General features: G+C 39.2%; 12 protein-coding genes. 6 read left to right on the forward strand and 6 right to left on the reverse strand.

All coding sequences use genetic code 11. The features are described 5' to 3' along the window. The first annotated feature begins 103 nt into the window (after positions 1-103). Genes QMA12_RS09800 through QMA12_RS09820 form a run of 5 tightly spaced genes read left to right on the forward strand, consistent with a single transcriptional unit; the run spans position 104 to position 8,285 of the window. Positions 104-1,690, forward strand: a complete 1,587-nt coding sequence (locus tag QMA12_RS09800) for a type I restriction-modification system subunit M (protein WP_290209929.1) — start codon at positions 104-106, stop codon at positions 1,688-1,690. Then, a complete protein-coding gene (locus tag QMA12_RS09805) occupies positions 1,687-2,943 on the forward strand; it encodes a restriction endonuclease subunit S (protein ID WP_290209930.1) in 1,257 nt (418 codons plus the stop codon). Before QMA12_RS09800 ends, QMA12_RS09805 begins: the two co-directional genes overlap by 4 nt. Beyond that, positions 2,940-4,130, forward strand: coding sequence for an AAA family ATPase (locus QMA12_RS09810; RefSeq protein WP_290209932.1), 1,191 nt, complete (start codon positions 2,940-2,942; stop codon positions 4,128-4,130). The genes QMA12_RS09805 and QMA12_RS09810 overlap by 4 nt, the downstream gene beginning before the upstream one ends. Further along, complete coding sequence (locus QMA12_RS09815; RefSeq protein WP_290209934.1) at positions 4,123-5,175, forward strand: virulence RhuM family protein; 1,053 nt, start codon at positions 4,123-4,125, stop codon at positions 5,173-5,175. Before QMA12_RS09810 ends, QMA12_RS09815 begins: the two co-directional genes overlap by 8 nt. After that, positions 5,175-8,285, forward strand: a complete 3,111-nt coding sequence (locus tag QMA12_RS09820) for a type I restriction endonuclease subunit R (RefSeq protein ID WP_290209936.1) — start codon at positions 5,175-5,177, stop codon at positions 8,283-8,285. Before QMA12_RS09815 ends, QMA12_RS09820 begins: the two co-directional genes overlap by 1 nt. A 204-nt stretch (positions 8,286-8,489) precedes the next feature. Here the strand turns inward: QMA12_RS09820 and QMA12_RS09825 are convergent, their stop codons facing one another. The 6 genes from QMA12_RS09825 to QMA12_RS09850 form a co-directional block, all read right to left on the reverse strand. After that, positions 8,490-8,774, reverse strand: coding sequence for a hypothetical protein (locus QMA12_RS09825; protein ID WP_290209938.1), 285 nt, complete (start codon positions 8,772-8,774; stop codon positions 8,490-8,492). A gap of 10 nt (positions 8,775-8,784) precedes the next feature. Next, on the reverse strand, positions 8,785-9,453 hold the full coding sequence (locus QMA12_RS09830) for a hypothetical protein (protein ID WP_290209939.1): 669 nt from the start codon (positions 9,451-9,453) through the stop codon (positions 8,785-8,787). Positions 9,454-9,457: 4 nt separating this feature from the next. Further along, entirely contained in the window at positions 9,458-10,282 is an 825-nt protein-coding gene (locus tag QMA12_RS09835; protein WP_290209940.1) for a lipase family protein, read from the reverse strand. Continuing rightward, positions 10,272-10,622 (reverse strand): hypothetical protein, encoded by a 351-nt coding sequence (locus QMA12_RS09840; protein ID WP_290209941.1) that lies wholly within the window; start codon positions 10,620-10,622, stop codon positions 10,272-10,274. The genes QMA12_RS09835 and QMA12_RS09840 overlap by 11 nt, the downstream gene beginning before the upstream one ends. Before the next feature lie 16 nt (positions 10,623-10,638). Further along, entirely contained in the window at positions 10,639-11,019 is a 381-nt protein-coding gene (locus tag QMA12_RS09845; RefSeq protein WP_290209943.1) for a hypothetical protein, read from the reverse strand. A 601-nt stretch (positions 11,020-11,620) separates the two neighbouring features. Continuing rightward, complete coding sequence (locus tag QMA12_RS09850; protein WP_290209944.1) at positions 11,621-12,694, reverse strand: XRE family transcriptional regulator; 1,074 nt, start codon at positions 12,692-12,694, stop codon at positions 11,621-11,623. A gap of 267 nt (positions 12,695-12,961) precedes the next feature. Here QMA12_RS09850 and ylqF point away from each other — a divergent pair, with 267 nt between their 5' ends. Beyond that, positions 12,962-13,915 carry a ribosome biogenesis GTPase YlqF gene (gene ylqF / locus QMA12_RS09855; RefSeq protein WP_290209946.1) on the forward strand — a complete coding sequence of 318 codons (954 nt, stop codon included), beginning with the start codon at positions 12,962-12,964 and terminating at the stop codon, positions 13,913-13,915. Positions 13,916-14,136 lie beyond the last annotated feature (221 nt).

The following is a 14,136-nucleotide window of genomic DNA, read 5'->3' on the forward strand; positions in this document are numbered from 1 at the left end:
TATTTGGATGAAAAGTAAGTCAGATAAAGCTCGTATTGGCTTTATCTGACTTACTAAAATATGCGGTTTAATATTAAATAACGTACTTTACGGGAATAAAGAAATGACAAGTAACCAACAACGTGCTGAGCTTCAACGACAAATATGGGCTATTGCTAACGATGTGCGAGGTTCAGTAGATGGTTGGGACTTCAAGCAGTACGTTTTGGGTACGTTGTTCTATCGCTTTATCAGTGAGAACTTTGTTGATTACATCACAGGCGGTGATGAAAGTGTTAATTATGCTGCCATGGACGATGATGATGAAAACATTCTAGCTGCAAAAGATGATGCAGTCCGTACGAAAGGTTACTTTATCCTTCCAAGCCAGTTGTTTAGCAATGTGGCGGCTAATGCACATAAGAACGAAAATTTAAATACGGATTTGGCGGCTATTTTTGTTGCAATCGAAAACTCAGCCAATGGCTATGATTCAGAAAAAGACATCAAGGGCTTGTTTGCTGATTTTGATACCACCAGTAATCGTCTGGGTAATACGGTAGAGGCAAAAAACAAACGCCTTGCTGCGGTATTAAAAGGCGTAGCTGGACTTAACATCACTCAATTTGAAGATAACGAAAACGACCTGTTTGGTGATGCTTACGAGTTCCTTATTTCAAACTATGCCGCCAATGCGGGTAAATCGGGTGGCGAATTTTTCACCCCCCAACACGTTTCAAAATTGATCGCGCAACTCGCCATGCATGGCCAAACCAGTGTGAATAAAATCTATGATCCTGCGGTGGGTTCGGGCTCGTTGCTGCTACAAGCCAAAAAGCATTTTGATGCACATATCATTGAAGATGGTTTCTTTGGTCAAGAGCTCAACCACACTACCTACAACTTGGCGCGTATGAATATGTTTTTGCACAACATTAACTACGACAAGTTCAATATTCAGTTGGGTGATACATTAACCGAGCCGCACTTTTTAGATGACAAGCCGTTTGATGCGATTGTCTCTAACCCACCTTATTCGGTAAAATGGATTGGTAGCGACGACCCAACCTTAATCAACGATGACCGCTTTGCGCCCGCTGGCGTATTAGCGCCTAAATCAAAAGCCGACTTTGCCTTTGTGCTGCATGCACTAAGTTACCTATCAAGCAAAGGTCGTGCAGCCATTGTATGCTTCCCCGGTATTTTTTACCGTGGTGGCGCAGAACAAAAAATTCGTAAGTTTTTGGTTGATAACAACTATATTGAAACCGTGATTTCACTAGCACCTAACCTGTTCTTTGGCACCACCATTGCGGTAAATATTTTAGTGCTGTCTAAGCACAAAACAGACACCACCACCCAGTTTATCGATGCTAGCGGTGAGGCTTATTTTAAAAAAGAAACCAATACCAACGTCCTGACGGACAACGACGACGAAAAAAATCCGGGTCATATTCAGCAAATCATGAAGGTGTTTGCCAGCAAAGAGGACGTGGATCACTTTGCCAAATCCGTTGATTTGGATGTTATCGCAGGCAACAGCTACAACCTTTCGGTAAGCAGTTATGTCGAGGCCAAAGACAACCGCGAGCTAGTGAATATTACAGAGCTTAATGCCGAACTTAAAACTACCGTCGCTAAAATTGATGCGCTTCGCAGTGATATTGACACCATTGTGGCGGAAATTGAAGGTGAGGAGCTTGACGCATGAGCCATTTGAGCTACATGGAGAGGCTGTTGGATGGGGTTCAAGTTGAGTGGAAAGCTCTAGAAAAAGTCGCTGATATTTACGACTCTCTTCATAAAACACCGCAGTATACTGAAACTGGGTTAAATATGATCAGAGTTACAGATATTAAAGGTGGGTATGTTAATTTAGAGCAAACTTTAAAAGTTAATGACGAAGTATTTGCTGATTTCACGAAAAAGTACTTACCTGTTAAGGATGATTTAGTAATGTCTAGAGTAGGTTCTTATGGAAACGTAGGAATTATTCCCGCTGATAACATAGCCTGTATGGGGCAAAATACGGTAGTTATTCACCCTTTAGTAAACAGTAAATTTATATTCTATATCTTAGGCTCTAATATTGGGCAAAACTTTATCGAGCGCAATGTTGGAGGAGGAAATCAAAAGACTCTTAGTTTAAAGTCAATTAAAGCAATTCCTATCCCCATTCCAAGCCCTGATAACCCAGAAAAATCGCTGGCAATACAAGCTGAAATAGTGCGTATTTTGGACGCATTTACCGCCATGACCGCCGAGTTGACCGCCGAGCTGACCGCCGAACTTAACATGCGCAAGAAACAATACAACTACTACCGCGATCAGTTATTAAGTTTTGAAGATGGCGAAGTTGAGTGGAGGGCTTTGAGTGCAATGGCCGAGTATTCAAAGGCTCGTATTAGTTACACAGAACTAGATGACAGCAATTACGTTGGTGTTGAAAGCTTACTTCAGAATCGAGCTGGTAAAATAGACTCTACTCGAACCCCAGATAGTGGAAATCTTACACAATACACTCCTGATGATATCTTAATAGGGAATATACGTCCTTATTTGAAGAAGATATGGCATGCAGATCGAGTTGGCGGCACGAATGGTGATGTTCTTGTGGTTCACCCTACTGATATAGCTATAAATCCACGATATTTGTATCAAGTTTTAGCTGAGGACAAGTTTTTTGAATACAACATGCGACATGCAAAAGGCGCAAAAATGCCACGAGGAAATAAGCCAAAAATCATGGAGTATTTGGTTCCTATTCCATTTGCTAGCAATAGAGAGAAATCTCTTTCGGAACAAGAACGCATCGTTACTATTCTCGACAAATTTGACACTCTAACGAGCTCCATCACCGAAGGTCTTCCTCGTGAAATCGAGTTACGCAAAAAGCAATACGAGTATTATCGTGACCTATTGTTGAGCTTCCCTAAAGCTAATTCAGATGAGGCGGCTAAATGAGTAAAACGCTAACGGAAATAGCAGAGTTGTTGCAAGCGTCAGATAAAAAGGTGCAGTTAATCTATGCCTTTAATGGCACAGGTAAAACGCGTTTATCGCGTGAATTTAAAGAGATCATCGCGCCTAAAGAAGATGGGCAAGATGAGCTTGCTGAGGCAGAGCAAGCGGCACTTTCACGCCACAAGATTTTATATTACAACGCGTTTACCGAAGACTTGTTTTTCTGGGATAACGATTTAGATGCTGATGCGGAGCCGAGGCTAAAAATCCAACCTAATTCGTTTACCAATTGGATTTTAAAAGAGGTTAAGGAGCAAGGGCAAGACCAAAATATTATTGATAATTTTCAGCGCTATACCAACGATAAGCTCACACCTCAATTTAACCAAGAATATGCTCGCACCAATATCGATGGCACAGCTGTTGTGGTTCAGGCATTTTCCGAGATCACTTTTTCTTTAAAACGCGGAGATGATGATAATTCGCCGAACCTAAAAATCTCCAAAGGCGAAGAAAGTAATTTTATTTGGAGTATCTTTTATACCTTACTCGACCAAGTTATCGATGTGCTTTCTGTGCCTGAGCTAGATAATCGCGATACCGACCAATTTAACCAATTAGAATATATCTATATTGACGACCCTGTAAGTTCATTAGATGAAAATCATTTGATTGAGCTTGCTGTCGATTTAGCACAATTAATTAAACGTACACCAGAACATACGGTAAAATTTATTATTTCAACTCACAATCCATTGTTCTTTAATGTTTTATACAATGAGCTCAATGCCAACTCGTGCTATTTACTAGAGAAATTTGAAGATGGCAGCTTTGACCTTAAAGCTAAAAAAGGCGGTGCTAACTCGAGTTTTTCCTATCACTTATATTTAAAACAATTAATCGAGCAAGCGATAGCAAATAACGAAGTTCAACGTTTTCATTTTAATTTGTTACGTAATTTATATGAGAAAGCGGCGTCTTTTTTGGGCTATCAAAATTGGACGGATTTATTACCCGAAGATAAAGCCTTATACGCAAAACGTGTCATGCATTTTTATAGTCACCGCTCTTTATCAAGCGAAGAAGTTGCTGAGCCAACTGGACCCGAGAAGCAAATTGTTGAGTTTTTACTTAAACATCTATTAAACAACTACGGTTTCAAACTGCAAGGAGCACAAAATGAGTAAATCGAACAAAACACACCCTGCCACCATTCGCTCCTCTGCTGCTGAGTATCTTACCTTTATTGCAGCCACTGGCGAAGGCGGTGTTGAGGCGGTTTATGCCGATGAAGATATCTGGCTAAGCCAGAAAATGATGGGTGTATTATACGACGTAGAAACCCATACCATTAACTATCACCTTAAAAAAATATTTGCCGACAGTGAGTTAGATGAAAGTTCAGTTGTTCGAGATTTTCGAATCACTGCTAACGATGGTAAAAACTACAACACTAAGCATTATAAACTGGCGGCAATCATTGCAGTGGGCTACAAAGTAAATTCTGAGCGTGCTGTGCAATTTCGTAAATGGGCAACAGGTATTATTAACGAATACACCATCAAAGGCTTTGCCATGGACGATGAACGCCTAAAAAATGATGGTACGATATTAGGCAAAAAATATTTCGAAGAGCAGCTAGAACGCATTCGAGAAATTCGTCTTAGCGAGCGTAAATTTTATCAAAAAATCACTGATATTTACGCGACTGCGGTTGATTATGATGTGACAGGGCAAGTAACAAAACGTTTCTTTGCAACGGTACAAAATAAGTTGCATTGGGCGATTCACGGTCAAACCGCGGCTGAAATCGTTTATAGCCGTGCTGATGCTGAAAAAGATAATATGGGGCTAACTTCGTGGAAAGCCGCACCTCAAGGTAAAATTCAAAAATTTGATGTCAGTATTGCCAAGAACTACTTAACTGATAATGAGATGGCACAGCTACAACGACTGGTAAGTGCCTATCTTGATTTAGCTGAAGATATGGCATTAAGACAAATCCCAATGACAATGGCGGATTGGGAGCTAAGACTTAATCGCTTCATCGAAGCAACCGATCGTGAAGTGTTACAAGATGCAGGAAAAGTCACAGCGACTATTGCAAAAGCACGCGCTGAAAGCGAATTTGAAAAATACCGTATTATACAAGACAAATTGTACGAATCAGACTTTGATCGAGAAGTAAAAAAACTGCTTAGTAAGGGTAGCAAGAAGAAGGATGTAGAATAATGATCACTGATAAAAGCGTCGCGGAATTAAATAATTTTATCGTACTTGATAGATACATTAAGCAAGACCAAATTGCAGAAGGTTATCAGAGCGAAAGCGATTTAGAGCGAGAGCTTATTCAGGACTTGCTAAATCAGGGATACGAATACTTACCAGCTGTTACTCAAGCAGGCACTATGTTAGATAATGCTCGCTTACAGCTACAAGTGCTTAATAAAGTTGTATTTACCGATACTGAGTGGCAGCGCTTCCAAGAGCAGTACCTAAATACGGCTAGTGATAACAGTATTGATAAAACCCGTAAGGTGCACAGCGATTACATTTACGACTTTGTATTTGATGATGGACACATAGAAAATATTTACCTGTTTGACAAAAAAACCATTGCTCGTAACAAAGTACAAGTCATTAAACAGTTTGAACAAACGGGCAGTCATGCTAACCGATACGATGTAACTATTTTGGTCAATGGTTTGCCGTTAGTGCAAATAGAGCTTAAAAAACGCGGTGTGGCTATTCGTGAAGCATTTAACCAAATCCACCGTTATAGTAAAGAGAGTTTTAACGCAGAAAGTTCGTTGTATAAGTTTTTACAGCTATTTGTAATATCCAATGGTACTGACACTCGATATTTTGCTAACACCACTAAGCGGGATAAAAACAGTTTTGACTTTACGATGCATTGGGCTAAGTCTGATAATTCGCTGATCAAAGATTTAAAAGATTTTACCGCGACTTTTTTAAATGCAGAAACACTCCTGAAAGTGATTTTGCGTTACTCGGTATTTGATGTAAGCGATACCTTATTGGTGATGCGTCCTTATCAAATTGCAGCAACAGAACGCATTTTATGGAAGATTAACAGTGCCTTTAATAGTAAAAGCTGGAGTAACACCGAAAGCGGTGGTTATATTTGGCATACTACAGGCTCGGGCAAAACACTGACTAGCTTTAAAGCAGCTCGGTTAGCAACTGATTTAGATTTTGTTGATAAGGTATTTTTTGTAGTCGATAGAAAAGATCTCGACTATCAAACTATGAAAGAATATCAGCGTTTTTCACCAGATAGCGTAAATGGCTCAGACAGTACAGCAGGCCTTAAAAACAACCTTGATAAAGATGATAACAAGATCGTTGTAACAACTATTCAAAAGCTGAATAACTTGATTAAAAATGAAAGCGACTTGCCAATATATAACAAGCAAGTGGTATTTATCTTTGATGAGTGTCATCGTAGTCAATTTGGTGAAGCACAGAAAAACTTAAAGAAGAAGTTTAAAAAGTATTATCAATTTGGCTTTACGGGCACGCCTATTTTTCCTGAAAATGCACTGGGTGCAGAAACAACGGGCAGTGTATTTGGCCAACAACTTCATACTTATGTGATTACCGATGCTATTCGCGATGAAAAAGTACTTAAATTTAAAGTAGATTATAACGATGTACGCCCGCAATTTAAGAGTATTGAAACTGAGCAAGATGAGCAAAAGTTAAGTGCGGCTGAGAACAACAAAGCCTTTTTGCACCCAGCACGCATAAGTGAAATTTCACAGTATGTCTTGAATCATTACAACCAGAAAACCCATAGGGCTTATTCTGGCGCTAAAGGCTTTAATGCAATGTTTGCAGTAAGTAGTGTTGACGCCGCAAAAGCCTACTATGAAACATTTAAAGCGCTACAAAGTGAACATGCTAGCTCAACAAGCAAGTCACTTAGAATTGCGACTATTTTTTCGTTTGCGGCTAATGAAGAGCAAGATGCGATTGGTGATATTAAAGATGAAAGCTTTGAAGTAACGGCAATGAATAGCAGTGCTAAAGAGTTTTTGAATGATGCTATTACCGATTATAACGCCATGTTTAAATCGAATTACGGTGTAGATAGTAACGGTTTTCAAAACTATTACCGTGACCTAGCTCAGCGAGTAAAAAATCAAGAGATAGACTTACTTATTGTCGTTGGCATGTTTTTAACGGGCTTTGATGCACCTTCGCTAAATACTCTGTTTGTAGATAAAAGCTTGCGCTATCACGGTTTAATGCAGGCATTTTCTCGTACTAACCGCATTTATGATGCAACCAAAACCTTCGGTAATATTGTTACTTTCCGTGATTTAGAAAAGTCGACCATTGATGCCATTACTTTGTTTGGGGATAAAAATACTAAAAATGTAGTGCTCGAAAAAAGCTACAAAGAGTATATGGAAGGCTTTAAAGACCTCATAACTGAACAGGAAAGGCGTGGCTTTATTGGTATTGTTAAAGAATTAAAAGACCGTTTTCCCGATCCGCAAAATATTGACACAGAGCAAGATAAAAAAGCGTTTGCTAAGCTATTTGGTGAGTACCTAAGAGCTGAAAATATTTTACAAAACTATGATGAATTTGCGGGGTTAAAAGCATTACAAAGCGTAGATACCAGTGACGAACAAGCTGTTAATGAGTTTAAAGCAAAGTACTACCTAAGCGATGACGACATAGCAAAAATGCAAGCGATTGATATGCCAAGTGAACGTTTAGTTCAGGATTATCGTTCAACTTATAATGATACCCGTGATTGGTTAAGGCGTGAAAAAAAGAGTAACGACAAGGGCAAATCAGCTCTCGATTGGGACGATATAGTCTTTGAAGTTGATTTGCTAAAGTCGCAAGAAATTAATCTGGACTATATTCTTGAGCTGCTTTTTGAACACAATAAAAAGAACAAAAACAAAGCAGGGTTAATCGAAGAGGTTCGTCGGTTGATTCGAGGCAGCCTAGGTAACCGCGCTAAAGAAAGCCTAGTTGTTGATTTTATTAATCAAACTAACCTTGATGAAATAAGCGATAAAGCCAGCATTATTGATGCATTTTATAAATTTGCCCAAGAACAGTTAAAGCATGAAGCCAATGCTATTATTGCATCTGAAAAGCTAAATGAGGATGCAGCTAAGCGCTACATAGCTTCATCATTAAAGCGTGAGTACGCATCTGAAAATGGTACAGCCCTTAGTGAAGCGTTACCTAAATTAAGCCCACTCAACCCGCTTTACCGCACACAAAAGCAAACAGTATTTCAGCGAATCGCAGCATTTGTTGAGAAGTTTAAAGGTGTAGGGGGACAGGTTTAGGGGGCGTAAGTATTTACAAACTGAGCAGCATAAACCTGAGGTCGTAGGTAAGCCGTAAATCAGTTGCCTTACCAGCACTGGGAAACGGCTTAGGGGAGTTAGATTAGCATGCTGTAGATTCACTTATACAGGACTCTTTAAATGAACTACCATTATGGCCCTTATGCTGTGGTGTTAGTTTATGGTACATGCCGTACAAAAAGGTTACGTAAGCTTATCAATAAGCTTTATAGCAATAGAGCCTAACTCTTGAACATTATCAGCCAGCTTTTTCACTTTAATATTATCGTTCTCTGCGCTCTTAATTATTGTCATCAACTTAGAGAGCTTTTTGACATCCGCCTCATCTGGCAGCATCTCAGAAATTTCTTCATCTGTGAGCCTAGTCACTGATGATATCTTTGAATATAATTTTTTATTTGTGCTATCAGTGCCGGCTTGTATTGCCACGTCAATATTTTTTTCGAGTTCTTCCCAGTTAATACTCATGCATGCCTCCTTAATTCAGCTTATCTTTAAGCTCACTGAGCTTCTGTTTGTACTTAGTAAGTTCTGATGAATAATCATCGGCCTTCTCAAGATTAGATAGTGCTCCTGAAACAATGGCGTCAGCCCTTTGTATGGTAGAAGCAATTGCTTCTTCATCTATGCCAGTCATAGCTAAATACCTATTCTGCGACTCTACAACTTCCGCGGCCGATGTGAGAAAACTAGTTAGGCTGTTGTTAATTGCCTTTGCCTGAGTGTATTCCCTCCTGATTTTTGTTTCCATGGCGGCTTCCAACTCATTTAATGGCTCCTGCATATCGGATCTCGCTTTATCCATTTTCTTTAATAGTTTTGGCCCCAGCATTATCACAAATCTGAGTTGGTCTGCTTTATCTCCCCCATTTATAATCTGATTCCAAGCATTTTGAAAGTTAGGTTCGGAAAAGACTTCTTTAGCAAACATGGGTAACCAATCAGTCTCTATAAAGCGATTTACTTCTTGGCGTTTTAAATCGAAAAACTTATTCAATAACGCAATATTTGCTTTCTCGAGTCTGCCTAAGTGCTTTCCTAGTTCAACTGATAACTCAGGTGCTTCAGCTGGAATAGAAACGCAGGCGCTAACGTTTATAGTAAGCGTAGCAGCCAATAGCGCTTGCAATACCTTCTTTTTAATCATCTTGCTATTCCTTTAAATCCCACTTTGCTACAGCTGCAAGGTAATCATCCATGGAATGATCCTCAATAGAATCAAGGCCTTTCTCTTTTACTGCAGAAACAGCGCCATCAAAATAGTCTATGAATTTAAACCAGAAACCAGGTTCTTGATGGATCTCTACTTCTTGACTGATATAAAAATATTGCCCAACATGGCTGTAACCCATAACTCTAGCAGGAACTCTAGTTACAATATCGTTATTGTTATGAAATCTGAAAAAACGCTCTTTGCATTCTACGTTGAATAATCTTGCAGTGCTTTTGTCCATAGCTCTGGGTTGACCGAAAGTATCGCAACTGGTGAAAGGTATATCTCTGTGGTTCAGTATGGCGGCTGCAATAGTCGCCATTGCACCACCCAAACTGTGCCCTGTTAAAAATAGCGGCTTATGGTTACCAACTTCTCTTGATTTGAGTTGATATTGGCCAAAAAGTATTTCCCATATATCTTGAACAGAATTCCAGAACCCTCTATGAAATTCGCCAAACAATTGCTTTACAGCAATAGCATTTATATTATCTACCCAATCAGCTGACTCATCTGTCCCCCTAAAACAGAGACAGAAATAGTCTCTATGTTCTACCATCATACCTTGAGCGCTATCTTTACTGGCTACCACTACGTTAAGAAAGTTGCTGTCTTCACTTTGTAGCTCTTCAAGTATAGCTTCCTTATTAGGTAGTCTCGCTGCTGTTTGATCATGCGTGTATACAATTTTTGCTAATCTAGCCATCCAATATGCATTACCTTGGTCTAGCTTCGTTTTGTAAGGGTTCACTTTATTTTCCATTGTGCTCATCTCTTTCTTGTTTCTTTTTTATTGGGAAGTTACTTGACTTAATTAAGCAAGTATCAATGTTTTTGTTGTGTCCGCCTTCAGTATCTATACCTGTTGACATGCAGGGGATGAGATTTCGGATGTCAATATTGTTGCTATTATTGGTTTTTGTAGTGCCTAAAGCGTTAACAAAGGCGGTTGAAGGTTGGAATGCTGGTATTGTTACAGTTTTATACTCGTTTATATGGATAGCAGCAGTTGTGACCATGAGCGCGCCGATCAGCATGACACCGACTCCCAATGAGCCACTTTTTATATCAATACTTGTTGCGTCAGGAAGGCTACCTGACACGGATATAGATCCTTGATTAATGCCTAGTATGATAAATAACACCCCAAAGCTGAGTACTGCAAAACCTATATGAATTGCTACAGTTTTCATAATTTGTTTGGTTTTGGTTGGCAGCTGATGCAAACATATATGATGCTAAGGCATACTGATTTTGCTCTTCAATTTCTGCTTTAATTCGAATGTAGGCATTAACTAAATCTTGATGATCCTGTTTGGAGTTAATGCTGTTCTCTAACTGCGATAGGTTTGTCATAACATTGAAAGTTATGATGCCTGGAATAATCAGCCCAAATAGGATGGCAGAAAATATTTTTGTTGTTCTGAGTGCCCAGTGTGATTGGGGTAATATATGGGTTTCCGAAGTGCCATCATATTGTTCATCAAATCCATCTGGCATGACTTTCATCCGTGAATGTTACATTGTCTAAAGCATAGTAGACTTTTTTAGTTTTTCCTTTTTTCAAGTTGAAATTTTCAAGACTAAAATTATTAACAATGAAAATTCAACAAAGATATAGTAAAAAAATTGTTCTTTTTTACTACAAAAGCATGAGGAGGATTGCTTATGTAATTATTAAAACTAGCATATTACCTATACGCGGATCTGCACCTCTTTAGGACGTAACTTAGTTGCTTATACCCCGAAATGAAAAATTTAAGAAGTGAGGCTAGAAAACGTTACTGACCCTATAATCTTAAGATTATTGAAAGCTTGCCGAATAATTGCCACTTGATACTATGATTCATCATTTTAAACTGCTACCAAATAAGTTGTTTTTTTAACTCTTTAGTCTATTTATAAAGCTGGGTTTATTGATTCACAAATAAACATAGTTTCTAAAATTGCTGTGTGGCAACGTTTTCAAGCTTATTAATAGGTATGTATTTTTAATAGTGTGATCTTTTCTTTTTTCTGGCAGGTTTTTTTAGACCTAGGTAGCTGAAAAAGTTGGGTTAGTAGCTCACCTTCTTCCATATCTATTAATATATTGGCATCACTAATTAGTAGCTGCTGCATTAAGCACCTCTAACTTTCGTTCTTTGTGAAAGCTTGAAAGTGATACCCCTAATAGCTCAGCTGCTTTAGATATACCAATGTAGTCTTCACTTAGGGCACGATATACTAGCTGCTTATAGAGGTAAGTAACTTCATGTGGATAAGGTTTTCCAGGTTCCTGAGTGCGCCATCCTTGCTTGCCAAACCAAATGAACATATTCTTTTGGGTTTGATATGAAATTACACCAGACTGTGAAGCACGAAACAAAGAGGCAAGCATGCTTATGCCGTACTCATGTTTAAGCATGTATAGTTCCTGTGCTTCTAATTGAGTTCGGCTTTTACCTAAGTGTTGTATTAAGCTAGTACTTGGTAATAAAAAAGCTCCTGCAAAGTGATTACATGCCTTTTCTTCATCTAGCTCTTCAGACAGTCGGCTGTGCAATACTAAGTGACCCAATTCATGAGCGAGTGTAAACCGTTGACGATCACCACTTTGTGCCGTAGAGATAACAACAACAGGTAGCCCATTAATGTTACCCGCGAGACCATCAAACTTTTTACTGGTTTCTACATCAGTGCAAATTATCATTACACCTTTCGATTCCAGCGTATCAATCATGTCATGAATAGGATTTAAGCCTAAACCCCATTCATTGCGCATTGTGGTGGCTACACCTTCTAGCTGCTCATATGAATCAATCACATCAGGTAATGTACTTGGTAGTGAAAATGGCGTGATAGGTTTAATAGAATCTGGATAAAAGTTTAAAAGCTCTTGCCAGCGCTCAGCCTGATCTAACACATCACCATTTATACGATCTAAAATCTTCTGTGGCGTGCTTGCACGCTTACGATATTCCACACCTTCTAATTTTATTTTTATAGGTCGGAAAAAGTATTCAGAGCGCACTTCAAGTGCGCTTGCAAGCTTTAATAAATTAGAAGAAGACGGCATAGCAGTACCATGCTCATATTTTTTTATAGCATTGGCGGATACACCAACTGCGGTAGCTAGTGCTTGCATTGATAGGCCGGAGGCTTTTCGGGCACGAGTAAATCGTTCAGCAAACATGTAATATATACCTCGTGGTTTATAAAATTAATCTATTTGTCGCAAATATAAACCATTGGTGTATTTTTGTCCATAAACATAAATTGTACTTATGTAGCTGAGATATACGACTGGTTTTATTTATACGAGAAGTTTAAAGGGATTATGTAGTAAACTAGGAGTCATTAGTTGAGGTGATAAATCGAAATTATTCACCCAGTACCCCGCATAGCACTTAATTAAGTAAAGCATGGTGTTATGGGTTGAAATAAAAGGTTTATAAATCAAATGAGTAGAGCAGGAATTCAGTGGTTCCCTGGGCATATGAACAAAGCCCGTAATGAAATTAAAGAAATAATGCCACAAATGGATGTGATCATTGAAGTGCTTGATGCGCGCATTCCTTACAGTAGTGAAAACCCGATGGTGACGAGTTTGCGTGAAGGTAAGCCGGTGATCAAAATTTTGAATAAGGCCGATTTAGCCGATCCTAAAATGACCCAAGCGTGGAAAGATTGCTTTGAGCAAGAAAGTGCTGTTAAAGCCATTGCGTTTGGTAATGATAAAGCGGGGCAGGTTCATAGTATTAACGAACTATGTAGAAAGCTGGTACCGCATAAGGTTGGCGCTGATAAGCAAATTAAAGCCATGATCATGGGCATCCCGAATGTGGGCAAGTCTACGCTGATTAATACCTTAGCAGGTCGTATAGTCGCAAAAACGGGTAACGAGCCTGCGGTAACGAAAGCGCAGCAACGTATTAAACTTGAAGATGGCATTATGCTTTACGATACGCCAGGTATGTTATGGCCAAAAGTTGAAAACGAAAACTCAGGTTATCGCCTTGGTGCTACCGGGGCTATTCGTGATACGGCGCTCGATTATGAAGAAGTGGCCAGTTACACCGCTGAATACTTATTACACGCCTATCCTGAGCTTTTAAAGGCGCGTTATAAAATTGATGAGTTACCGCAAAGCGACTGGGAATTTGTTGAGATGGCGGGCAAAAAGCGCGGCTGTATTCGCGGTGGCAATCAAATAGATACTTATAAAATGTCAGAAATTCTCATCAATGAATTACGCGATGGCATAATTGGTCGAATTACCATGGAAACGCCAGCCATGCGTGAAGAAGAAGAGCTGATGGTAGCTGAGCTGCGTGCGGCTGCAGAAGCTAAAAAAGCAGCTAAAGAAGAAGAGAAAAAACAACGCAGAGCGCGAGCGCGTAAAAATCGTCGTTAATTTTTGCAGTTATGTGAATATACTCACTAAATTACAAACATAAAAAAAGCCCGTAAGGGCTTTTTTAGTTTCATATCAACCGTCACCGATATGAGCAATGTAGCAAGTAAAATAGTAGGGCGGTTACCCGTTATCAACACAAGGGGCGTTGCAATTAATAAACAGGTAACCATAGCTTTAACGTGGGCTACACGTCGTTTCAGGGTCGAGAAACAAATTCA

The organism is Pseudoalteromonas sp. APC 3893, from assembly GCF_030408095.1.
Taxonomy (GTDB): Bacteria; Pseudomonadota; Gammaproteobacteria; order Enterobacterales; family Alteromonadaceae; genus Pseudoalteromonas.